This window comes from Nonomuraea sp. NPDC003560 (genome assembly GCF_042878785.1).
Taxonomy (GTDB): domain Bacteria; phylum Actinomycetota; class Actinomycetes; order Streptosporangiales; family Streptosporangiaceae; genus Nonomuraea.
In genome coordinates, this window is the sequence record NZ_JBIAOF010000002.1 from 301,515 (window position 1) to 323,726 (window position 22,212).

Consider the following 22,212-nt stretch of genomic DNA (forward strand, 5'->3'; position numbering starts at 1 on the left):
TGCAATAGTTTGCAGAGAATTCCAGAATGCCTCTCGGTCTATCTCGCCACTCTTGCTATCAAGTGTCCGTTTTTTCGCGGACATCCGCGCGCGTCGGTGACTAAAAGTAACGGGAAAGAAGCGGTCCGCGTGAAGCCGAAGAGGTAATTGTGGATCATTGCAAAGAGCGCGGAAAGCTCTTGCGGTGACCACAGAGAGGTCCGCAACGTTGCTGTCGCAAGTCCTTGCAATGGCTCTGTTCGGGGGAGAGGTTCACCCGTCCGAGACGACGGGCCGCAAGGCGGCCTTGTACACCGCGTGCGTCTCGTCGGCGGCGCGGGCCCAGCTCAGCCGCTCGCGGACGAGCCGCTCGCCGCGCTCGGCCAGTGCCCGGCGCAGGTCCGGATCGGTCATGACCTCGATCACCGTACGGGAGATGTCGCCAGGCTCATCGGCGCGTACGAACCGGACGGCGGGCCGATCCCGGTCGCCGAGGAAGACCTTGGAGAAGCCATGGCCGAGGATCGTCGGTCTGGCCATCGCCATGGCCTCGGTAGCCACCAGGCCGAACGGTTCGAAGAGGGAGGGAAAGACACAGACGTCGGCCATCTCGTAGTACTCCAGCAACTCCTGGCGGTCCACCCAGCCGCCGGAGTCGAGCACCCGCCCGTCCAGCCCGCTCTGAGCGACGATCCGCCGGACCCCGGAGTGGTCACCCTCCCCGACGATCACCAGCCGCAGCCCCGGGACGGCGGCGGCGATCGGCCGCATGGCCTCCAGTATCTGGTAGATGCCCTTCTGCCGTTCGAGGCGGCCCACGAACAGCAGCACGGGGTCCCCGGCGGGGATCCCGAGCCTGGCGCGCAGGGCCTTGCCGCCTGCACGAAGCCCGTCCCGGGCGCCGCCGGTGGCCAGAAGCCGTTCGAAGGTGCCACCCAGGCACACGACGTCGATCGACGCCCGATCCCAGCCGGAGGCGGCCAGTTGCTCCCGGACCTCGGGCGTGGGGACGATCACGCGCCGGGCGACGCGCGCCAGCCACCGCTCGATCGCCGCGAACACCGCGCCCGCGAGGTCGCTCCGCCCGCGGTGCACCCCGTACTCCGTGGTGTGGACGTGGAGCACCACAGGGAGCCGCAGGACATGGTGGCAGAGCAGGCCGGCGAGGAAGTTCGTCGAGTCGTGGACGGCGACCAGGTCGGGCCGCCCGTCCCGCCCCGCGCGCCACAGCCGCAGGAAGTACCGCCAGTTGCTCGTCACGACCGTCAGCACGAGCAGGACGACGTCCGTGCCGCGCGTGCGGTTGAGGCGTCGGCGGCGGCCGAGCACGCCGAGGACGCGGCTCATGGGCCGATACACGGTGACCCCGCCGTTCCGCTCGTGCACCGGGAGGCGGCCGTCGTTGAGCGTGAACACGGCAAGCCGGTGACGGGCCGCCAGATGAGGGGTGATCTCCTCGATGTAGCGGCCGAGCCCGGCCGTGATGTTCGGCGGGAACTGAGTGATGATCTGGGCGATCCTCATGGTGACGTCTCCGGGGTGGGGCAGGCGTCCACGGTCTCCGCCCGGCTGTACGTCAGCCGGCAGACGGCGACGATGAGGGCGACCAGGACGAGGTTGGACAGCGCGAACGCCCACAGCCCGCCGGCCAGGCCCTGCCAGGCGATGAGCGCCGCCTGGCAGCCGAGCACGAGGGGAGTGCCCGCGACCTGGGCGACGATGAGGGCCCTGGCCCCTCGCACCCCGTCCATGAGCAGAGCGAGCGAGTACAGATTGAAGACGGTGTGGACGCCGATCCCCACGGCCGAGAGCGCCATCAGCCCCGGCGAGTAGGGGTAGTCGGCACGCAGCAGCAGGAAGAACACGGCGCTGGCCGCGAACGAGACGAGCGCGGTCACGGCGAAGACGGCCGGGGACAGGCGGCCGATGCGCCGCAAGGCCGTCGGCTTGTGCATGGTCGCCAGCGTGGGGAGCAGCACCAGGCCGACGCCGTCGGTGAACAGCACCCCCAGCAGCCGCTTGGGGAAGTTGTTGTAGATCGAGTAGACGCCGACGTCCGCCTGGGCCGCCCAGTGGTTCAGGAAGATCACGTCGACTCCGAACAGCACGGTGGTGAGGGCGGTGAGCGCGGTCAGATAGGCGCCGTGACGGTACAGCGTGCGCGCCAGCGCCGCCGACCAGAGGCGCGGCACGACCCGGAAACCCGCCGTGGCGGCGACGGCGAAGAGCACGTTCGACGCGATGAGGCAGGTGAGGTAGAGGTAGGCGTCCCCGATCTCGGGGACGAGCAGGCAGTACGCCGACGTGCCGAGGTAGGCGACGGCCACGGCGAGCTTCAGGCCGGCGGTGAGTGCATACCTTCCGAGCCCGCGCAGGAAGCTCTCGGTCAGGTACGCGACCGTCAGGGACAGCGCCAGGGCGAGCCCGAAGCAGAGCGTGGGGACGTTGACGCCGAACACGGCGGTCAGGACGGGAGCGGCCGTCAGCCCCGCGCCGCACAGGATGATCCCCAGCACCAGCGTGGAGAGCAGAGCCGTGGTCACGAGGGCGGGGCGGTCGGCGGGCTCGGCCCGCGGCAGTTCCTGGTACATCACGAAATGCAGGCCCATCACCATGGGGACGACCACGATCAACCCGATCGACAGGACCACCGTGAACCGGCCGAAGGCGGCGGCGCCGAGCCCCCAGGCCACGGCCAGTGTGGTCGCCGCCGAGATCCCGCTGGCGAAGGCGTTCACCAGAGCCGGTCCCACCGGACGGCCCTGGACGGCGAGGAGCCTGGCGACCCGCGCGGGCACGCCGGTCGCCGTCCGCGCCGGGGTCACCGTGTCGCCTCGCCGTACGCCTCCAGGGTGCGCTCGGCAGTCCGGGCCCAGCTGTAGTGCTCCCGCACGTACGCCGCGCCGCGCCGGGCGAGCCGGTCCGAGCCCTGGGGGTCGTCGAGGCAGCCCAGCAGGAGCGCGGCCAGCTCGTCAGGATCGTCGTGGCCGCAGCGCAGCGCCCCGTCGCCGACGACCTCCGGCGAGTAGCCGGGACCGACGACGACAGGCCGGGCCAGCGCCATGGCCTCGACGGCGACCAGGCCGAACGGCTCGTACACGGAGGGGAAGACGCACACGTCGGCGGCGAGGAAGTGCGCGAACACCTCGGCGGACGGCAGGAACCGGTTCCCCGCGACCACGTGGGCGGCGGTGCCGGTCTCCTCGATCAGCCGGGCCAGCACGGCGGCGTCGTCGGTCTGCGGGAGCTCGGCGCCGACGAGCACGACCCGGGTGCCGGCGTGCTCCTCGACGAGCCGGGGTACGGCACGTACCAGGGTGTGGACGCCCTTGTGGGACGACAGGCGGCCGGCGAAGACGACGAGCCGGCCCTCGCCGCCGGGCAGGTAGCGGCGCCGGACCTCCGAGCGGATCCGGTCGCGCTCCTCCTCGGGCAGGGCCGCCAGCCGCAGGAGCTCGGGATCCTCGAAACCGTGCGGCACGACGCGCACCCGGTCGGCCGGCCAGCCCCTCGCCGTCAGCTCGTCGCGCATCGCGGCGCTCGGCACCACGATGAGGCGCGCCAGCCGGGCCTGGGCCGTCTCCAGCGCGTCGAGCACGACGGCGTGCCGGGGACGCCGTCCCGGAGCCGCGTTGAGCTCGCGGGTGTGCACGTGGAACACGACCGGCAGGCGGCCGAGCACCTGGCACAGGATTCCGGCCGGGCAGCTCATCCAGTCGTGCACCGCGACGACCGCTCCGGCTCGTCCTGGCCCGGAGCGGCCCGCCTCGGAGCGCAGGACGCGTGCGGCGGCGCGCAGGTTGAACACGAGTAGCCCGGCCGTCCTGCCCAGCAGCCGCAGGGGCCGCGGAAGACGGGGATTCCCGACGAGGCCCAGGCCGGCCGATGCCAGCCTGTGCAGCGTGAGGTCGCCGGAGCGTTCCGTCCGCGAGACCCGGCGTCGTCCGGCCGTCCCCAGCACCTCGATCGGGATTCCGGATTCGCCGAGAGGGGCCATCATCCGCTCGGCGTACCGCCCGAGACCTCCCACGATCTCCGGGGGAACCTCTGAGCAGACGGCGTAGACCCGGCTCGGACGGTCCATCAGTCCGCCCGCCGCAGGTAGGCCGTCCGGGCGAACTCGAGATCGGCCGGGGTGTTGATGCCGCGCGCCTCGTCCGGGTCGCCGACCGGCACCGCGGTCACCGGCCGGCCCTGCCGGGACAGATAGGTGAGGAACGGCAGGAAGTTGATCTCGCCGGTGACCGCCCCGGGAACGGCGTCGGCCAGGAAACGGTCCCATGCCTCCGTCAGCTCGCGGGTGCCGAGGCAGAAGACGCCGACGTCGCCGAGCCCGCCCGGACGGCACCGGTCGCCCTCGCGGGACATCCGTACGCGCGGCAGCGTGGAGGTCGCGGCGTCGTACTCGTACTCGACGTACGGGTCGGGCAGCGGGACCAGAGGGAGGACGAGTCCCGGCCGGTCCGGCGAGGCCGTCTGCGCATGAGCGCGCACGACCCGTCCGAGCGTGGCGGCTGACACGTTCGCCTGGTCGCCCCAGACCACCAGGATGGCGTCGTGCCCCAGCCAGTACGGGGCCGCGCCGAAGACGGCGTCGCCCATGCCGGTGGGCGTGGCCTGGACGCTCACGGTGACCCGCCCGCAGGCGATCTCCTCGGCCGCGAGCCGCCGGAACGGGCCCTCTCCGCTGGGGGAGAGCACGACGTGGATGTGCTCGACCCATGGCCGCAGGCGGCGCAGGAGCAGGGACCAGACGGTCACACCGTCGGCGATCTCCAGCATGATCTTGGGGATTCCCGTGCCGAGTCGGCTGCCCTGCCCGGCCGCGGGAATCACCGCACAGGTACGCAAGTCACTCACTGTCGTCCGTCTCCACGTCGATGAGGTGGGCGAGCTGGTCCAGGTGCCGCACCGGCAGTGCCCCCTGGGCGGGCAGGGCCGTGTGGACCTGGAGGGTCACCAGCCCGGCGCCGAGGGCGGAGGCCACCCCGTGGGCGGAGTCCTCCAGCACGAGGCAGTCGGCCGGGTCGAGGGACCACAGCCGGCAGGCGTGCAGGTAGAACCGAGGGTCGGGCTTGGCGCAAGCGACCTCGTCGGAGGTCAGCACCGCGCGGAAGCAGCCGGTCACGGCACAGGCCGACAACACCCGCCGCACCGACTCACGGCTGCCGCTGGTGACCAGGTAGAGCGTGCGGCCGGTGCGGGTCAGGCGCTCCAGAAGCCGGCGGGCGCCGGGAAGGAGGGACACCATGCCGGCCTCGACGCGTTCGCGGTACAACTCCTGCTTGCGCCGGATCAGCCGCGCGGCGTCCGCGGGGGCGGCGCCCAGCGCGGTCACCACCTCGCGGGTGCTCGCCCCGGCGTGGTCGCCGTAGCGGAAGGAGCGGAGCAGTTCCGGCGCGATCTCGGCGATGGCCTCGCGGAACGCCGCCTCGTGGACGGGGGAGGAGTCCACCAGCGTGCCGTCCAGGTCGCACAGCCAGACTCGCCTGGTGGCGACCAGCCTCTCCAGGTCGGCGGACAGGGCGTCCGTCCGGACGCGGGCCGCGCTCATACGGTCCTCACCAGGGCCGTCTCACCGGCGGTCGTGCCCACGATGCCCGCGAGGGCGGCGAGCGTACGCCGGCCGCAGTGCACGCCTGGGCGCTCGGGATCCTCCAGGTCCGTCACGACCCAGCGCGCCCCTTCCCAGCCGCCGCCGTCCACGGCGCCGACGAACGTGGCCCGATGGCACAGGACGTGAGTCACCGTGCGCCGCTCGTTGTACGGATCGCCCAGGTAGGACAGGGTGCGCCGCACCAGCGCACGCGGGCCCAGTCCCTGGACGTCGTGGTCGTCATGGATGTTGACGACGAAGACCTTGGCGGCGGCCCGGCTGTCGGAGACGGCGTCCGCGACGCCGGGAGTGAGATACGTGGGCAGCAGCGAGGAGTGCGGTGTCCCGGGACCGTACACGATGAGGTCCGCGTCGCGGATCGCGCGGTCCGCCTCGGGGTTCAGCGTCACCTCGGCCGCCGCGCCGGCCAGAACCGGCCGGACGAGTTCGGCGGGAAGTGCCTGGAGTTCGGCGCGGCGCTCCGGGCTGACCGGCTCGCGCAGCAGGTACAGGTCGGTGATGGCGGTGTCGCACTGAGGGGCGACGATGTCGGCCTCGTCGGTGAGGATGCGGCCGTCCTGCTTGAGGGCGGTCAGGTAGGCGTTCTCGCCGTTCGTCACGTTGAGCAGACGGGCGGGTGACCGGAAGGTCGCGGCGCACGCGCGGACCGCGGCGTTGAAGTCCTCGCCCAATCGCAGGTAGGCCCCGGCGAACAGCAGGTTGCCCAGCGCGCAGCCGGCGAGGGCGAGCTCCTCGGGGTCACGGCCGAGCCGGCCCGTCATGAACGACAGGTCCCGTACCGCTTCGGCACGCGTCCGGGCCGGCAGCGCGGCGAACATCCGCCGGTCCTGATGACCGCCGATGCCGTCGCTCGGGGAACCCTCCGCCGATTCCGGGGCCGCCAGCGCGCGGATGATGGCGGCGAGGTCGTGGTAGGTCGCCCCTGGGGGTAGCCGGTGTTCCAGCAGTGCGATCATGGCCGCCTGCGCCGGTGTGCCGGCGTCGAGGTGAAGCAGGAGGTTCTTGCGGAAGTCCGACGGCCCCAGCATGCCGGGGAGGTAGCGCCGGAGCATCCCGGTGGACGAGCCGTTGTCGTACCCGTTGATCACCACCGACAGGGTCGTCCCGGGCGTTCGTACGAGTCCACGAGCGATGCTGGACCCGCCGCGGCCGCCGCTGAACAGCACCGCGGCCGCTCCTTCGAGGTGTTCCACGGTCATCCCGCCTCCTCCGGGCCGGAGGCAGTGCGTAGGACGCCTCGGCGCAGCAACCAATGGCGGTAGCCGAGATAGGCGACGAACAGGGCGCGGTCGCACGCGCCGCGCCAGAACCGCCAGCCGCGTCGGCCGCTGCCGCGCTCCCGATGCTCGATGGGGACCTCGACCCACTGGTGGCCGATCTCGGCGACCCGCGCGGTGATCTCGGTCGAACAGTTCATCCCGCCCGCCTCCAGCGGCAGCGCCCGGAACAGCGGGCCGTGCACCACCTTGAAGACCGAGTTGAAATCGCGGTAGCGCGTGCCGTGCAGCAGGTTGCTGATCGCGCCGCTGGCTGCCGATCCCCACTGGTACGCCAGGCCGTCGGCCTTCCTGATCCGGGCACCGGAGAACGCCATGGCCTCCCCTGCCTGGACCCTCGGCAGGACGCGGTCGAGGTTCGCGATGGGAAACTGCCCGTCGGAGTCGAGCAGTACGACCCAGTCGAACCGGGTGCGGGCGATGGCGGCGGCGATCGCGGCGCCCGCCCCGCGATTGTGCTCGAACGCGACCACCACCAGCTGAGGGCAGTCGTCCGACAACCCGGCCAGGACGGCGCTCGTGGCGTCGACGCTGCCGTCGTCGCAGACGACGATCTCCCACTCCCCGACCGACGGATGCCGCTCCAAGTACTCCCGCCACTCGGTGACCACGGCCGCGATGGTGTCCGCCTCGTTGTAGGCGGGCGCCGCCACGGAGACATCGATGGTGCGGGTAGAGGTCGGGAGGCCGCGGGGAAAGGTCAACATGGTTCCACCTCCTCTGGCTTCGGGTGAACGGGTGGGCTGGTTCCGACGACGAGGCCGGTCATCGCACCCGGGCGGAGGACGCGATTCCCAGCAGGCGATCGATCCACCGATCCAGCGGGAGCAGCGCGACCCCGACGACGATCGGGACGTGCGCCAGCGCGAACAGGATCGTCGCGCCGAAAGAGATGGGGCCGCCGGTGAACACCGCGATGTGGGGGGCGTCGATACGTTCGGGGATCGGGATGGGGTTCACCAGCTGCCACATGATGTCGAGGAAGCCGGAGAACACGATGAGGACGCCGTTCACCGCGATCTTGAGGCAGTTTCCGGGGCTTCCGCCCCCCAGCCGGTAGGCCGCGGCCACGCTCAGCACGATCCCGGGATAAAGCAGCAGGTAGAGGTGCGTGTAGAAGCCGTCACCCTGCACGCGGGCGGTGTCGCCGTAGTAGAAGTAGCTGATTCTGGGGAGCACGTAGCCGGTGAAGAAGACGAGCGGGACGTACAGCAGCCAGTACAGGCGCCGCGATGCCCATGGGAAGAACGCGATCCCGCAGCACAGACAGGCGAACGCCAGCAGCTTGAGGCCGAGTTGCCACGCCGCCTGGATCTCCCGGCCGTGCGGCGTGGCCAGCCAGACGAACGCGGCTCCGCCCCCGCCTCCGAGCAGGGCGATCCACCAAAGGTGAGGAGCCCAGGCGCGCGGTGACCTGAGAACGATGTCGCCGGGCAAGGGATTCTTCTCACTCACTAAATGCGGGGCGTCACTGTCCGCCGTCATCGACCGGCCTCCGGGGAAGATAAAGGAAAGGCGCACGTGCTGCGCGCAAGGGAGTTCTACGGGCGAAAGACTGTGGCCAACTTCGCCTTACTGTCAACACTCTTGCAATAATTCCCGCAGGTCGGAAAGGGAGATCACGCTGACGAGCTGAAATGAGTTTCCCTTGGTGCCGCATCTTGCAATGGGCGGAAGGACGATTGAACTTTGGTCGGCGAAAGGTGGCGAAGGGAAGAGGTCGCCAACAGCGGGGACAGAAGTAAGGGTGGCGCCTGCGATTCCGAAAAGGCGCAGAGTGAATCGCAGGATGTTGTCGCATTTCTTGCCTGCCGAAGCCCCGTTCCATGGAACGAGGTCACGTCCACGGGCTGGGCGGTCGACGCCCAGCCCGTGGCGATGGGTCCGGGCTAGCCGGCGAGGCTGACGCCTCGGGCGGTCAGCAGCGCCCCCTGCGCGTCGCGCTCCACGGCCACGACCTGGCCGCGGCGCGCCTGGTCGATCAGGTCCTCGTCACGCGGATCCACGCGGAGAGCGGCGTAGGAGGCCAGCTCGGGCCAGGCGGCCCGCTGCTCGTCGGTGAGCGTGCCCGGCACCAGGCGGATGATGCGGTAGTCGCCGGTCAGCTCGCCCTTGTCGTGGCCGATGCCGTCCGCGGCGAACGCCAGGGTGTACTGGCGCGCGGATCCGGGCCGGACGTTCCACGCGATGGTGGAGCGGTCGATCCAGTGTGCCTCCGCCTTGTCGAGGTCCACGTCGGCGACGCGGGCCGGCGGCTGGGGCAGGACGTCCCCCGGCGAAGCGGCCAGGCGCCACACTTCGTGACCGGTGGCCGCCACATCCAGCGACTGGTTGTCGGGAAGGTCTTTCTCGTCGCCCTTGTGCAGGATGTAGCTCACGTTCTTGCCGCCTTCGGTGAGCGGCACCTCGAAGACCGCGCCGAACGCGTCGTACCGGGCCGGTCGCAGCGGTGCCGACCACTCTGTGGGCTGACGGACGTCACCCCACAGGTGCAGCCCCCAGCCGTCGTAGTCGCCGCCGGGTCGCCGGTAGTGCAGGACCATGGTGTTACGCGCCGCGGCCTCCGAAGGATGCACCCGCTCGGAACCCGAGTTCACGTACGCCTCCGCCTGACGGCCGGGCGTCACCGACTGGTCGCCCCCGGGGTCCTTGGCGTCGCCGCGGTGGATCACGAAGTTCACCGGCACATCCGCGTCACGCACCGGGACCCGCCAGTACAGCCCGAACGCGTCGGTTCCGTCGGGCACGCGCGGCTCGCTCCACTGCGTGGCCGCGCCGTCGGCCAGGCCCTCGCCCCACAGATGCAGGCCCCAGCCGGTGTAGGCCGCGTCCGGCCGGTTGTAACGGATGGTCACGAACCCCTGGGCGGCGGCCCGGGAGACGTGCACGTCCTGTTTGCCCTGGACGAGCCAGATCTCACCGTTCCGCGTCGGATTGACGGTTCGTGGGACGCCGTCGGCGCCGTTCGCGCCGCGCACGGTCAGGGTGACGTTCGCGGCGTTCTCTCGGAGCTTGATCCAGGCGAAGCGGCCGAACGCATCCTGGCCGGTGAGCGGCGCGGCGCCCGGCTGCGCGACGTCGCCTGAGACCTCCAGGTCCCAGCCGTCGTAGTCGCCTCCCGGCCGCGCGTAGTGCACCACCAGCCAGTCGCGTCGCGCCGCCCCGGGCTCCGGCGCCTGCGGCTCGGGGCCGACCACGGCGGAGGCCCTGGCCGAGGCCAGCCGTCCCGCGGAGTCCTCGACGACCGCCTTGTAGATGACGGGGGTCCCCGCCCGCAGCCCTGTCAGATCGTGGAAGACGCGGAAGGTGCGCCCGTTGGGCGCCGTGTCGGTGCCGAGCACCCGCCACGGTCCCGAGCCGGCCTTCGCGGCGAAGGTGACGCGGTCGAAGCCGGTGCCGGGAACGGTCGCCTTGATCTCGACGCGGCCGTCGCCGTCAGCGCCGCGGATCTCGGCGCCCGGCAGTTCGAGGGCGATGGACGGGCGCGCGGCGGGGGCGTCGAGCGGACGCGCCGCCTTGTAGACGACGGCCGACAGCGGCGGCACGGTGGTGGTGAGGACGCGCCCGGCGTCGGTGCGCAGAACGTCGGGACCGGTGCCGTACAGCCTGGTGAAGCTCATGCCCGCCGTGTAGGTGGGGATGGCGGCCTTGGCCGGCTGCTCGGCGTTGTTCACCGCGACGACGTACTCGACGCGCCGCCCGGCGTCGATGCGGGAGAAGGCGTACACGCCGCCCTGCGCCAGGCGCTCGATCTGCGCGCCGTCGGCCAGGGTCGGGTGGCTGTCGCGGAGCCGGGCCAGGGCGGCGATCCCCTTGTAGAGCGGGTGCCCGGTGTCGTAGTTGTCCGTCGCGTGCGTGGACGTGGTGCCGATCAAATCGTCCGACAGGTAGGACGCCGCCTTCGAGGCGAACATCGGCTGCCGCGCGTCCCTGTCGCCGCCCTTGCCGGTGAAGCCCTGCTCGTCACCGTAGTAGACGACCGGCTGACCGCGCGTCAGGTACATCAGCTCGTGCGTGAGCAGGTCCCGGCGCAGCAGCTCCTCGTCGCTCGCGCTCGGATTGTCCTGCGCCAGGAAGCGGCCGATGCGGCCCATGTCGTGGTTGCCGAGGAACGTGGGCAGGCTGGAGGCGTCGGAGTCGGCGTCCGTGTAGGAGTCGTCGGCGGCGTACAGGCGTGACAGGCGGCTCGCGTCGGCGGTGCCACCGCCGTAGGACCGCGCGGCCTCCTGGAACGGGAAGTCCAAGGTGGCGTCCATGCCGCCGCGGGTGGAGTAGCGGCTGGTCTCGGACGGGTCGCTGGAGTACACCTCGCCGAACATGAAGAACCGCTCGTTGCCGAGCTTGGCGGCGTAGCCGTGCAGCGCGGGGGAGAAGCGCTCCCAGAACTCCATGTTGACGTGCTTGGCGGTGTCGATGCGGAAGCCGTCGATGTCGGTCTCCCGCACCCACGTGCGATAGATGTCGATCATCCCCTGGACGACCTCGGGCCGCTCGGTCCACAGGTCGTCGAGCTGGGAGAAGTCACCGTGCTGCGAGCTCTCCCCGGCGAAGGTGGAGTCGCCCCTGTTGTGGTACATGGTGACGTCGTTCAGCCACGCGGGCTTCTTGACGACGCCGTCCACGGGCACGGGCGTGTACGGGAACGCCCCTTCGTCCACCTTCGGGAACGGCTTCGAGCCGTCGGCGTGATCGCGGTCGTCGAAGGGTTCGCCCTTCGTGTCGACGTACGGATAGGCGGCCTTGGACCGGTAGCCGTACTGCTTCTCCTTGTAGTCGATGCCGTCGGCGGTGTGGTTGGTGATGATGTCGAAGAAGACCTTCATCCCGCGCCGGTGGGCCTCTTTGACCAGCTTCTTCATGTCGGCGTTGGTGCCGAGATGGGGGTCGATGGAGGTGAAGTCGGTGATCCAGTAGCCGTGGTAGCCGGCCGTCGTCCCCTGCACGGGACGGTTGCGGAACGCCGGTGTGATCCACAGAGCTGTGGTACCGAGGCCCTTGATGTAGTCGAGCCTGGCCATCAGCCCCGCGAGATCTCCACCCTGGTAGAAACCGGTGTCGGTGGGGTCGAAACCGGTGGCGAGTCGGTCGCCGGACAGCCCGCCACGGTCGTTGCCAGGAGCGCCGTTGGCGAAGCGATCCGTCATGGCGAAGTAGAACCGCTCGCGGCTCAGCGGGAGGTCGCGGCGTTGTCCGGCCAGCTGCCGGTCGCTCGGCTCGCGGTCGCCCATCCCTTGAAGGGCGGACGGCGCCGTGTCGGCCTGGTGGCGAGCGGCTGCCTGGGCGGGAACGGGTGGCGTGAGGGGGAGGAGCAAGGGGAGCGCGAGGAAGGCGGATGCCAGCCCGAGCTTGCGTAACCGGTGAGAAGGGGTGTTCAGGGGCACGGCGGCCTCCAGAGGGCGATCAGGGTGCGCAACTAGTTCCCGGAAACTACCTAGGAGATGAAGCTTCTGCAAGAGTTTGCAAGACTGTTGCAGGACGGAACTGGCTGACGGATGCCCTGGAGGGCGTCGTGTCAGGCGTTCGGCTCCTCGCGGCAGGCCACCGAGTGCTGCTTCCGCTTGTAAAGCGGGCAAAGGCGCGGGTCATGGTGGGAAGGGAAGACGGTAAAATCACCGGCATGACCATGCGCCTCGCCGACATCGCCGCCCAAGCGGGCGTGAGTGAGGCGACTGTGAGCAGGGTGCTCAACGGCAGGCCGGGGGTGGCGGCCGACACGAGGCAGGCCGTCCTCACCGCCCTTGACGTGCTGGGCTACGAACGTCCGTTGAAGCTGCGGCAGAACCAGACCGGGCTGATCGGCCTGATCCTGCCCGAGCTCAACAACCCCATCTTCCCGGCGTTCGCGCAGGTCATCGAGAGTGCTCTGGTGTTGTCGGGCTACACGGCCGTGCTGTGCACGCAGACTCCTGGCGGCGTCACCGAAGACGACTACACCACCCTGCTGCTGGAGCGCGGCGTCGCCGGAATCATCTTCGTCAACGGGCTGCACGCCGACTCGCGCTCCGACCGCACCCGCTACGTGCGGCTGGCCGAGCTGGGCCTGCCGATGGTGCTCATCAACGGCTTCCGTCCCGACATCCCCGCGCACTTCATCTCCAACGACGACGTCGCCGCGCTCGACATGGGGGTCAACCACCTGGTGTCCCTGGGCCACCGGCGGATCGGGCTCGCGGTCGGGCAGGAGCGTTTCGTTCCGACCATCCGCAAGACGCAGGGATTCGAGCGCGGTATGGCCGCCTACGCCGGCGTCACCGACGTCTCCCAGCTGGTCGTCAACACCCTCTACACCGTCGAGGGCGGCCAGTCCGCGGCGCAGCAGCTGCTGGAGCGCGGCTGCACGGCCATCTGCTGCGGCAGCGACATCATGGCCATCGGCGCGATCAGGGGCGCCCGCAACCTCGGGCTTCGCGTGCCGGAGGACGTCTCGGTCGTCGGCTTCGACGACACGCCGATGACGGCCTACCTTGACCCGCCGCTGACCACCATCAGGCAACCGGTCCGCGACATGGCCCTGGCGGCCGTCGCGAGCCTGCTGGACGAGATCCGGGGCATGCCCGCGCCTCGCGCGGAGCTGTTGCACCGCCCTGAGCTGGTGGTTCGCCGCTCGACGGCTCCGGTCCGCGCCGCCGTTCCCACCAGCTGACCCCTGCCGGGTCCCCGCGAGGTCCCGGCTTTCGCCATGCCCTCTTGCGGCGGAAGCCAGCGCGAACAACCGTTCCGTAAGGGCGCTCCTCCACTGGGTTGGGCGGGCGCAAGCGGAATGTTCCCGATGCGCGTCCTATGTCCGAAAAGCTGCCTCACCCGACTACGCAGAGTGATGATTTGACGCCTTGCTGCAAAGATAACGAAAAGAGCGTCTCCGTATGAAAGGTCTTTCAATTTTTCTTGCAGCCGCGTAACGTCCTCCTCACTTCCCAGGACCCCGGCGGCGAGGTACCGCGGGGCGTGTCCTCAACCCCGGCCTGAAACGAGGAGACAGAGATGCGGCAAGCCCTTTCAGCCGTGACGATGGTCGCGGCACTCGCGCTCGCGGTCAGTGCGTGCGGCGGTGGCGGCGGCACCACGTCCTCGGCGGCGCCGTCCAGCGCGGCCCCCGCGGACCCGACCCAGATCAGCGGTGAGATCACCTGGTGGGACACCGTCCGTCCCGACAGTGAGGGCCCGACCTTCCAGAAGCTGATCAAGGAGTTCGAGGCCAAGTACCCGAAGATCAAGGTCAAGTACGTCAACGTCCCCTCCGACCAGGCGCAGAACCAGTTCCAGACTGCGGCCCAGGCCGGTACGGGCGCTCCTGACGTGATCCGCTCCGAGGTTGCCTGGACGTCGCAGTTCGCCGAGCTGGGCTACCTGCAACCGCTGGACGGCACCCGGGCGGTCGACAACGAGGCCGACTACCTGCCGGGCCCGCTGAGCAGCACCAAGTACAACGGCAAGACGTGGGCGGTGCCGCAGGTCACCGACACGCTCGCGCTGCTGTACAACAAGCGGCTGCTGAAGGAGGCCGGCCACGACGAGGCCCCCAAGACGATGGCGGAGCTCAAGCAGACCGCCTTGGACGTCAAGGCCAAGGCCGGCGCCAACGGCCTGGCGCTGAACGTGGACGGCTACTTCCTCCTGCCGTTCATCTACGGCGAGGGCGGCGACCTCCTGGACGTCCAGAACAAGAAGGTCGTGGTCAACTCGCCGCAGAACGTCAAGGCGATGACCGAGCTGCAGGACCTCATCACGTCGGGCGCGGCGGCCAAGCCGGCGCTGCAGGACAGCTACGCCAACGCGATGACCGCGCTCAAGGACGGCAAGACCGCGATGATCTACAACGGCCCGTGGTCGCTGTCGGAGGTCTACCAGGGCAAGGAGTTCAAGGACAAGGAGAACCTCGGCATCGCCCCCGTGCCCGCCGGCTCCGCCAAGGCCGGCGCCCCCACCGGCGGCTGGAACCTGGCCGTCTACGCCGGTTCGAAGAACATCGAGGCGTCGTACGAGTTCCTGCGCTTCATGAGCTCCTCCACCTCGCTGGCCACCGTCTCCAGTGAGCTGGGCCTGCTGCCGACCCGTTCGTCGAGCTTCGACGACCCGAGGGTCAAGGCCAACCGGGACGTCGCGGTCTTCAAGCCGATCCTGGACACGGCGGTGCCGCGCCCCTGGATCCCCGAGGGCGGCCAGCTCTTCCAGCCTCTGCTCGAAGCCTTCCAGGGGCTCGTCGGCGGAGCCAAGCCAGAGGAGACGCTGAGCAAGACCGAGCAGCAGTTCCAGCAGGTCATGAAGGCCTGGAGCTGAGCGTGGCGGTCTCGACCGGACGTGTGAGAAGCACGCCCAGCGCCGGCGCCCATCACGGCCGGCGCCGGGGCGGCCGCGCCCCGGGCCCGCTGCGGCGGGCCCTGGGGCGGCACTGGTACGCCTGGGCCATGGTCGCGCCGGTGCTGGTCGTCATCGGCGTACTGATCGGCTGGCCACTCCTGCGCGGCGTCTACCTGTCCCTGACCGACGCCACCGAGGCCAACGTCGGCCGGACGATCGGCGTCAACGTCATCCCGGCCAGCTACGAGTTCGTCGGACTGGACAACTACCTCGACATCCTGACCAGCAGCCTGTTCTGGGACAAGCTCACCTGGACGGTGATCTGGACGGTGTCCTGCGTCGGCCTGCACTACGGCCTGGGCCTCGGCCTGGCCATGCTGCTGCACCGCCGGATGCGCTTCCGCTCGGTCTACCGCATGTTGCTGATCCTGCCGTGGGCGATCCCCGGCTTCGTGGCCGCCTTCATCTGGCGCTACCTGTTCAACAGCGACTTCGGCGTCATCAACGCGATGCTGAAGGCCGCCGGCCTCGGCGCGGTCGGCTGGCTGGACGACCCGACCACCGCCAAGCTGGCCGTCATCGCGGTCAACGTGTGGGTCGGCGTGCCGTTCATGATGGTGGCCCTGCTGGGCGGCCTGCAGGCGATCCCGGCCGATCTCTACGAAGCCGCGGCGGTCGACGGCGCGACCCCCTGGCAGCGCTTCCGGCACATCACGCTGCCGATGCTGCGGCCGGTGTCGGCGACGGTCGTCCTGCTCGGCACGATCTGGACGTTCAACATGTTCCCCGTGATCTTCCTCATCACGAGAGGAGGCCCTGGCAGTGACACGGAGATCCTCGTCACCTACGCCTTCAGGGAGGCGTTCACGGGGGTCCGCAACTACTCCGGCTCGGCCGCGTGGGGCGTGATCATCCTGGCTCTGCTCATCGTGCTGGCCAGCGTCTACCGGCGCGCGCTGCGCAAGCAAGGGGAGGTCTGGTGAGCACCGTGAACACCCGCCCGGTCGCCGGCCAAGGCGACAGGCGCGGCCCTCTCGCGTCCGTGCTGTTGCACGCCACCCTGATCGCGGCCAGCGTCATCTCGCTGTTCCCGGTCGTCTGGCTGGTGCTGACGTCGCTGAAGCCGCGCGACGGGTGGCTGTCGGCCGAGCTGGAGCTGTTCAACCAGCCGTCGCTGACGAACTACTCCCGGGTGTTCAGCGAGACCGAGTTCCCCGTCTGGCTGCTCAACTCGGTGGTGGCCGCGGGCCTGACCACCGTGCTCGGCGTCTTCCTCGCCTCGACCACCGGGTACGCGCTCAGCCGGTTCTCCTTCCCGGGGCGGCGCGGGATCATGTGGCTGCTGCTGATCACCCAGATGTTCCCCGTCGCCATCCTCATCGTCCCGCTGTACAACCTGATGGCGGCGCTCGGGCTGCTCAACCAGATTCCGGGGCTGATCGTCGCGTACATGACGATCGCGGTGCCGTTCTGCGCCTGGATGATGAAGAGCTACTTCGACTCCATCCCGCGGGAGATCGACCAGGCCGGGCTGATCGATGGCCTGACGCCGTTCGGCACGTTCTGGCGGGTGATCCTGCCGCTGGCCCGGCCGAGCCTGGCCGTCACCGCGTTCTACTGCTTCATGACCGCGTGGGGCGAGGTGGCGTACGCGACGGTCTTCATGTCGCAGGAGGACAAGCGCACCCTCGGCGTCGGCCTGCAGCAGTTCGTCGGCCAGCACTGGTCCGACTGGGGACTGCTGACCGCCTCCGCCGTGCTCATCGCGGTCCCCGCCGCGGCGGTCTTCCTGGTCGTCCAGCGCCATCTGGTGGCCGGCCTGACCAGCGGCGCCACCAAGTCATGAGGCGGGCCGCGACCCTTCCCTCCAGCCATCCGCATCCGACCGATCGGGGAGACACATGACCGAACTGGCCGAGGACGCCGCGCGGGCGGCCGCCGCCACCCGCTGGTGGCGGGACGCGGTGATCTACCAGGTGTACGTACGCAGCTTCGCCGACAGCGACGGTGACGGCGTCGGCGACCTGCCGGGCGTGCGCAGCCGGCTGCCCTACCTGGCGGACCTGGGCGTGGACGCCCTCTGGCTGACCCCGTTCTACCCCTCGCCCATGGCCGACTTCGGCTACGACGTCGCCGACTACCGGGACGTCGACCCGCTGTTCGGCACGCTCGCCGACGCCCGCGAGCTGATCGCCGACGCGCACGCGCACGGCCTGCGCGTCATCGTCGACGTGGTGCCGAACCACACCTCCGACCGGCATCCCTGGTTCGCCCGGGCCCTCGGGGGCGGCCCCGACCGCGACCGCTACATCTTCAGGGACGGCCGGGGGGCGAACGGCGAGCTGCCGCCCAACGACTGGGAGTCCGTCTTCGGCGGTCCCGCCTGGACCCGGGTGGAGGACGGCCAGTGGTACCTTCACCTGTTCGCCCCCGAGCAGCCGGACCTGAACTGGGAGCACCCGGAGGTGCACGCCGAGTTCGAGGGCGTGCTCCGCTTCTGGCTCGACCTGGGGGTCGACGGCTTCCGCGTCGACGTCGCCCACGGCATGGTCAAGGCGCCGGGGCTGCCGGACGTCGGCCGTACCGGCCAGGTCGAGATGATCGGCACCGCCGTCGTGCCGTTCTTCGACCAGGACGGCGTGCACGACATCCACCGCGCCTGGCGGCGCGTCCTCGACTCCTACCCGGGAGAGCGGATCGGCGTGGCCGAGGCGTGGGCCCCCACCGCCGAGCGGCTGGCCGACTACGTCCGCCCGGACGAGCTGCACCAGGCGTTCAACTTCCACTTCCTGAAGACCCCCTGGGACGCCGCGCAGCTGCGCGCGGTCATCGACGAATCGCTGCACACCGCCGCGCTCGTCGGCGCGCCCTCGACCTGGGTGCTGTCCAACCACGACGTCAAGCGGCACGTCACCCGCTACGGCGGCGGCGAGCGGGGGCTGCGCCGGGCCCGCGCCGCGGCCCTGCTCGCGCTGGCGCTCCCTGGCTCCGTCTACGTCTACCAGGGGGAGGAGCTGGGCCTGCCCGAGGTGCTCGACCTGCCGGAGGAGTGCCTGCGCGACCCCCAGCGGCTGCGCGACCCCGACAGCGGCCGGGACGGTTGCCGCGTGCCCGTTCCCTGGACGCGCGAGTCCGGCTGGAACGACCCGTGGCTGCCCATCCCGGAGGAGTGGGCGGGGCTGAGCGTCGAGGCCCAGCGGGACGACCCCGGCTCGACCCTGGAGCTGTACCGGACGGCGCTGCGGCTGCGTCGCGAGTGCGCCGAGCTCGGTGACGGCGACCTCACCTGGCTCGACGCGCCGTTCGGGACGCTCGCCTTCACCCGCGGCGACGGATTCACCTGCGTCGTCAACCTCAACGACCACGAGGTGGAGCCACGCGTCGAGGGCGAGCTGCTGCTGGCCAGCGCCCCGCTGATCGACGGCGCGCTCCCGCCCGACTCGGCCGCCTGGTGGAGGCGGCCCTCGTGGTAGCCGCGGCCGGGAACGGGACGCCCCGGCTCATCGACATCGCCGCGCTCGCGGGGGTGAGCGAGGCGACGGTCAGCCGGGTGCTGAACGGCCGGCCAGGAGTGTCGGACCAGACCCGGCGGTCCGTGCTGACCGCGCTCGACCTCGCGGGGTACGAGCGGCCGGCGCGGATCAAGCAGCGCAGCCGCGGGCTCGTGGGCCTGGTGACGCCCGAGCTGGACAACCCGATCTTCCCGGCCTTCGGGCAGGCGATCGAGAAGGCGCTCACCCAGCACGGTTACACGCCGGTGCTGTGCACGCAGCTGCCCGGCGGCGCCCCCGAGGACGAGTTCACCGAATTGCTCCTCGAATGCGGCGTCAACGGAATGATCTTCGTGTCGGGGCTGCACGCGGACACGACCGCGCGTGCCGACCGCTACACCAGGCTGGTGGCGCAGAGCGTGCCGATCGTCCTGCTGAACGGGTACGCCGCCGACGTCGAGGCGACATTCCTGTCCACCGACGACCGATTAGCGGCCCGGCTCGCCGTCCAGCACCTGCACGACCTCGGGCACGTGCGGATCGGGCTGGCCGTCGGCCAGGCCAGGTTCGTGCCCGTGGTCAGGAAGGTCGAGGGCTACCGGCAGGCCATGGCGACACTCGGACTCGGCGGGGCCGACGAGTCGCTGATCGCCCACTCGCTCTTCTCCGTCGAAGGCGGGCAGGCGGCCGCGTCCCAGCTCCTGGACCGCGGCTGCACAGGACTGGTCTGCGCGAGCGACCTCATGGCGATCGGTGCGATCAGGGCCTGCAAGGAGCGCGGGCTCGACGTGCCGCGCGACGTGTCGGTGGTCGGCTACGACGACTCCACGCTCATCGCCTACACCGACCCGCCCCTGACGACGATGCGCCAGCCGGTGCAGGTCATGGCGACCGCGGCGGTCGACGCGCTCCTGGAACTGGTCGCCGGTGGACCCTACCGGCACCAGGAACTGATGTTCCGGCCGGAGCTCATCGTCCGCTCCTCGACCGGCTCAGGGCCCAACATCATCCGTTGACCGAAGGAAGAAGGGAGGCGAGGGTGTGGAGGCCGAGCTGACCATCCCCGGCCTGTTACAGGCCCGCGCCGAGGCCGAGCCGGACAGAGCGGCCATCGTCGTGGACGGCCGGGGCGAGCTGACCTTCGGCGCATGGGCGTCGCGCTCCAACGCGGTGGCGCACGGCCTGCTGGACCGGGGGCTGCGGCCCGGCGATCGGGTGGGGCTGCGCTTCGGGGGAGCACGGTGGATCGACTACGCCGTGGCCTACTGCGGGGTTCAGAAGGCGGGCGGAGTCGCCGTCCCCCTGGCCGCGGCGCAACCCGTACGCGTCACGGACGACATCCTCGACCGGTGCGACGCCGTCGGCGTGCTGCAGGAGGACACCGGCTGTGCGGCCGGGCCGGGCCGATGGGCGGCCACGATCGAGGAGGTCGAGTCCGCCGACGACACGCCGCCCGGCATCGAGGTCAGTCCCTCCCGGCTCGCGCAGATCGTCTACACGTCGGGGACGACCGGAGACCCCAAGGGCGTGGCCGCCAGCCACGCCAACCTCACGTACGGGCGCCACCCGATGCCGCGCCGCCGCGCGTACGCGCACTCCCGGCACTTCCTGCACGCCTTCCCCATCGGCACGAACGCGGCCCAGATGATGCTGATGGACGCCCTCACCGCGTACCCGGCGGCGCTGGCGCTGCCGCGGTTCGACGCCGCGGAGTTCTGCCGGCTCGTCGAGGCGTACCGGGTGGGGACCGTGTTCCTGGTGCCGTCCATGGCGATCGAGCTGCTCGGCTCGGCCGCCAGGCGACGCCAGGACCTGTCGAGCGTCGTGCTCGTCGGCTCCTCGGCCGCCGCCCTGCCGCCCGCTCTGGCGCAGGACCTGGCCGCGGCCTTCCCCGGCGCCGTCCTGGTCAACACCTACACCTCCACCGAGGCGATGCCGGCCGGGACCACGATGGTCCTGGACCCCGAGCGGCCGGGGTCGCTGGGCAGGGCGAGCGACCCGGGCGACCTCGTGATCCGCGACTCCGGCGGGCGTGTCCTGCCGCCGGGCGAGGTGGGCGAGGTCTGGCTGCGCTGCCCGGCGCCGCCGCGCTCGTACTTCGCAGACCCCGGCGGCAGCGCCGCCGTGTTCAGGGACGGCTGGGTGCGCATGGGGGACGTCGGCCACCTGGACGACGCCGGATACCTCTATCTCGCCGACCGCGCGGGCGACGTCATCAAGTCGGGCGCGCTCAAGGTCTCGACGCTGCGTGTCGAGGCCGCTCTGCACGAGCACCCGCTCGTGGCGGAGGCGGCGGCCGTCGGGGTTCCCCATCCCGTGATGGGCGAGGTCCCGTCGGCGGCCGTACGGCTTCGGGGGCACGTACGGCTGGAGGAGCTGCGCGACTTCCTCACCACGCGCCTGGCCAGGCACGAGCTGCCGACCAGGATCGCGGTGGTGGACGACTTCGCGCGCAACGAGGCGGGCAAGGTGCTCAAACCGGCCGTGCGCGCCCTGTTCACCGGCGCTTCCACGCGGGTGCCGTTGACGGCGGCGCAACTCGCCGACCTGGCCGGCGACCCGTCGCCGCACGAGTCGGCGCTGCGCGTGCACGATCCCCTCGACCTGGCCGCGCTCCGCCGCGCGCTAGCCGATCTCGCCGCCCGGCACGACGCCTTGCGCATGACGTTCCCCGGTGGGGGCGTCGCCGAGATCGCCGACGGTCTCGCCCCTGACCTGGAACGGGTGGAGGGAGGGACGGCGGCCCTCACCGGAGCGCTCCGAGCCGCCTTCGACGTAGGGCGCGGGCCGCTGCTGCGCGCCGTGGTCGCCGAGACGCCGGACGGCGGGCGCCTGCTCGGGCTCGCCGCGCATCCCCTGGTGTGCGACGCCTGGTCACTCGACCTGCTCGTCCAGGAGCTCGGAATCCTGTACGGCGCCGCGTACCACGGCAGGCCGGCCGGCCTGCCGCCGGTGGAGACGACGTACGCCGGCTTCGTCACCGCCGCCCACGCCCGGTCGGGCGCTCCGACGCCCGTCACCCGGCCGGGCCCGGCCTTCGACCCCGGCCCGACGGAGCGGGTTCCCGTGGTGATCGCCGCCGGGACGGTCGGCAGGCTGCGGCGCGCCGCCCGAACCAGGGGCACTGCTCCGGGCAGCCTGGCGCTCGTGGCGTGGGCGTCCGCGCTCGTCGACAAGCATGGCTCCGCGCGCGTTCTCGTCCGCTCGCCCGGCCGTACCGCCCCGGGCGCCGCAGGGCTGGTCGGTCCCTTGGTCGTGGACTTCCCCGGCCTTCCTGAGCAGGTAATCGAGGATGCCGAGGCTCACAGGTTCCGGCCCGTGCCCGCGTACGCCGGTCGGTTCGCCTTCGAAGGACTGCGGCCCGAGCCTGACCTGCCCGGACTGCGGACCGAGCCGCTGCCGCTCCCCGTGCCCACGCCTCCGCACGGACCACCCCGGCTCACCTTGACCGCGCAGCCCGACGGGAGCCTGTCCGGCCACTGCGAAGGGCGTTCGGCGGCGCGGGCGGCCGAGTCCTTCACCCACCACCTGGGCCTGCTCCTCTCGTGAA

Annotated in this window: 16 protein-coding genes; 7 read left to right on the plus strand and 9 right to left on the minus strand. The window is 70.9% G+C overall.

Annotation, left to right across the window (positions count from 1 at the left end; genetic code table 11):
- Window positions 1-252: 252 nt before the first annotated feature.
- From ACFYUV_RS06795 to ACFYUV_RS06835, 9 genes are all read right to left on the minus strand, one after another.
- On the minus strand, window positions 253-1,503 hold the full coding sequence (locus ACFYUV_RS06795) for a glycosyltransferase family 4 protein (RefSeq protein WP_387665800.1): 1,251 nt from the start codon (window positions 1,501-1,503) through the stop codon (window positions 253-255).
- Window positions 1,500-2,804, minus strand: coding sequence for a lipopolysaccharide biosynthesis protein (locus tag ACFYUV_RS06800; RefSeq protein WP_387665803.1), 1,305 nt, complete (start codon window positions 2,802-2,804; stop codon window positions 1,500-1,502). Before ACFYUV_RS06800 ends, ACFYUV_RS06795 begins: the two co-directional genes overlap by 4 nt.
- Window positions 2,801-4,063: a glycosyltransferase family 4 protein gene (locus tag ACFYUV_RS06805; RefSeq protein ID WP_387665806.1), complete on the minus strand. Its 1,263-nt coding sequence runs from the start codon at window positions 4,061-4,063 to the stop codon at window positions 2,801-2,803. Before ACFYUV_RS06805 ends, ACFYUV_RS06800 begins: the two co-directional genes overlap by 4 nt.
- Window positions 4,063-4,839: an NTP transferase domain-containing protein gene (locus tag ACFYUV_RS06810; protein WP_387665809.1), complete on the minus strand. Its 777-nt coding sequence runs from the start codon at window positions 4,837-4,839 to the stop codon at window positions 4,063-4,065. Before ACFYUV_RS06810 ends, ACFYUV_RS06805 begins: the two co-directional genes overlap by 1 nt.
- A complete protein-coding gene (locus ACFYUV_RS06815; protein WP_387665811.1) occupies window positions 4,832-5,533 on the minus strand; it encodes an HAD family hydrolase in 702 nt (233 codons plus the stop codon). The genes ACFYUV_RS06810 and ACFYUV_RS06815 overlap by 8 nt, the downstream gene beginning before the upstream one ends.
- Window positions 5,530-6,795: a 2-phospho-L-lactate transferase CofD family protein gene (locus ACFYUV_RS06820; protein WP_387665813.1), complete on the minus strand. Its 1,266-nt coding sequence runs from the start codon at window positions 6,793-6,795 to the stop codon at window positions 5,530-5,532. Before ACFYUV_RS06820 ends, ACFYUV_RS06815 begins: the two co-directional genes overlap by 4 nt.
- Entirely contained in the window at window positions 6,792-7,580 is a 789-nt protein-coding gene (locus ACFYUV_RS06825; RefSeq protein ID WP_387665816.1) for a glycosyltransferase family 2 protein, read from the minus strand. Before ACFYUV_RS06825 ends, ACFYUV_RS06820 begins: the two co-directional genes overlap by 4 nt.
- A gap of 58 nt (window positions 7,581-7,638) precedes the next feature.
- A complete protein-coding gene (locus ACFYUV_RS06830) occupies window positions 7,639-8,358 on the minus strand; it encodes a hypothetical protein (protein WP_387665819.1) in 720 nt (239 codons plus the stop codon).
- Window positions 8,359-8,762: 404 nt separating this feature from the next.
- Window positions 8,763-12,101, minus strand: a complete 3,339-nt coding sequence (locus ACFYUV_RS06835) for an alpha-amylase family glycosyl hydrolase (RefSeq protein WP_387665821.1) — start codon at window positions 12,099-12,101, stop codon at window positions 8,763-8,765.
- Between the two features lie 389 nt (window positions 12,102-12,490).
- Between ACFYUV_RS06835 and ACFYUV_RS06840 the strand changes: the two genes are divergently transcribed.
- The 7 genes from ACFYUV_RS06840 to ACFYUV_RS06870 all read left to right on the plus strand — a co-directional run bounded on the left by ACFYUV_RS06840 (window position 12,491) and on the right by ACFYUV_RS06870 (window position 22,211).
- A complete protein-coding gene (locus ACFYUV_RS06840) occupies window positions 12,491-13,516 on the plus strand; it encodes a LacI family DNA-binding transcriptional regulator (RefSeq protein ID WP_387665823.1) in 1,026 nt (341 codons plus the stop codon).
- Window positions 13,517-13,854: 338 nt separating this feature from the next.
- Window positions 13,855-15,150, plus strand: a complete 1,296-nt coding sequence (locus tag ACFYUV_RS06845; protein WP_026214588.1) for an extracellular solute-binding protein — start codon at window positions 13,855-13,857, stop codon at window positions 15,148-15,150.
- 23 nt (window positions 15,151-15,173) lie between these two features.
- A complete protein-coding gene (locus tag ACFYUV_RS06850; RefSeq protein WP_246649785.1) occupies window positions 15,174-16,154 on the plus strand; it encodes a carbohydrate ABC transporter permease in 981 nt (326 codons plus the stop codon).
- Window positions 16,151-17,017, plus strand: a complete 867-nt coding sequence (locus ACFYUV_RS06855) for a sugar ABC transporter permease (protein ID WP_020544420.1) — start codon at window positions 16,151-16,153, stop codon at window positions 17,015-17,017. Before ACFYUV_RS06850 ends, ACFYUV_RS06855 begins: the two co-directional genes overlap by 4 nt.
- 55 nt (window positions 17,018-17,072) lie before the next feature.
- On the plus strand, window positions 17,073-18,644 hold the full coding sequence (locus tag ACFYUV_RS06860) for an alpha-amylase family glycosyl hydrolase (protein ID WP_020544419.1): 1,572 nt from the start codon (window positions 17,073-17,075) through the stop codon (window positions 18,642-18,644).
- Window positions 18,638-19,678, plus strand: coding sequence for a LacI family DNA-binding transcriptional regulator (locus tag ACFYUV_RS06865; RefSeq protein WP_026214586.1), 1,041 nt, complete (start codon window positions 18,638-18,640; stop codon window positions 19,676-19,678). Before ACFYUV_RS06860 ends, ACFYUV_RS06865 begins: the two co-directional genes overlap by 7 nt.
- A 25-nt stretch (window positions 19,679-19,703) precedes the next feature.
- Window positions 19,704-22,211 (plus strand): AMP-binding protein, encoded by a 2,508-nt coding sequence (locus ACFYUV_RS06870; protein WP_387665829.1) that lies wholly within the window; start codon window positions 19,704-19,706, stop codon window positions 22,209-22,211.
- Window position 22,212: the final 1 nt, after the last annotated feature.

Bases quoted from the DNA above. Each gene is read 5' to 3' on its own strand.
- ACFYUV_RS06830 (WP_387665819.1), bottom strand. From the start codon at position 8,358: ATGACGGCGGACAGTGACGCCCCGCATTTAGTGAGTGAGAAGAATCCC.
- ACFYUV_RS06820 (WP_387665813.1), bottom strand. From the start codon at position 6,795: ATGACCGTGGAACACCTCGAAGGAGCGGCCGCGGTGCTGTTCAGCGGC.
- ACFYUV_RS06835 (WP_387665821.1), bottom strand. From the start codon at position 12,101: ATGGGCGACCGCGAGCCGAGCGACCGGCAGCTGGCCGGACAACGCCGC.
- ACFYUV_RS06795 (WP_387665800.1), bottom strand. From the start codon at position 1,503: ATGAGGATCGCCCAGATCATCACTCAGTTCCCGCCGAACATCACGGCC.
- ACFYUV_RS06860 (WP_020544419.1), top strand. From the start codon at position 17,073: ATGACCGAACTGGCCGAGGACGCCGCGCGGGCGGCCGCCGCCACCCGC.
- ACFYUV_RS06815 (WP_387665811.1), bottom strand. From the start codon at position 5,533: ATGAGCGCGGCCCGCGTCCGGACGGACGCCCTGTCCGCCGACCTGGAG.
- ACFYUV_RS06840 (WP_387665823.1), top strand. From the start codon at position 12,491: ATGACCATGCGCCTCGCCGACATCGCCGCCCAAGCGGGCGTGAGTGAG.
- ACFYUV_RS06805 (WP_387665806.1), bottom strand. From the start codon at position 4,063: ATGGACCGTCCGAGCCGGGTCTACGCCGTCTGCTCAGAGGTTCCCCCG.
- ACFYUV_RS06825 (WP_387665816.1), bottom strand. From the start codon at position 7,580: ATGTTGACCTTTCCCCGCGGCCTCCCGACCTCTACCCGCACCATCGAT.
- ACFYUV_RS06845 (WP_026214588.1), top strand. From the start codon at position 13,855: ATGCGGCAAGCCCTTTCAGCCGTGACGATGGTCGCGGCACTCGCGCTC.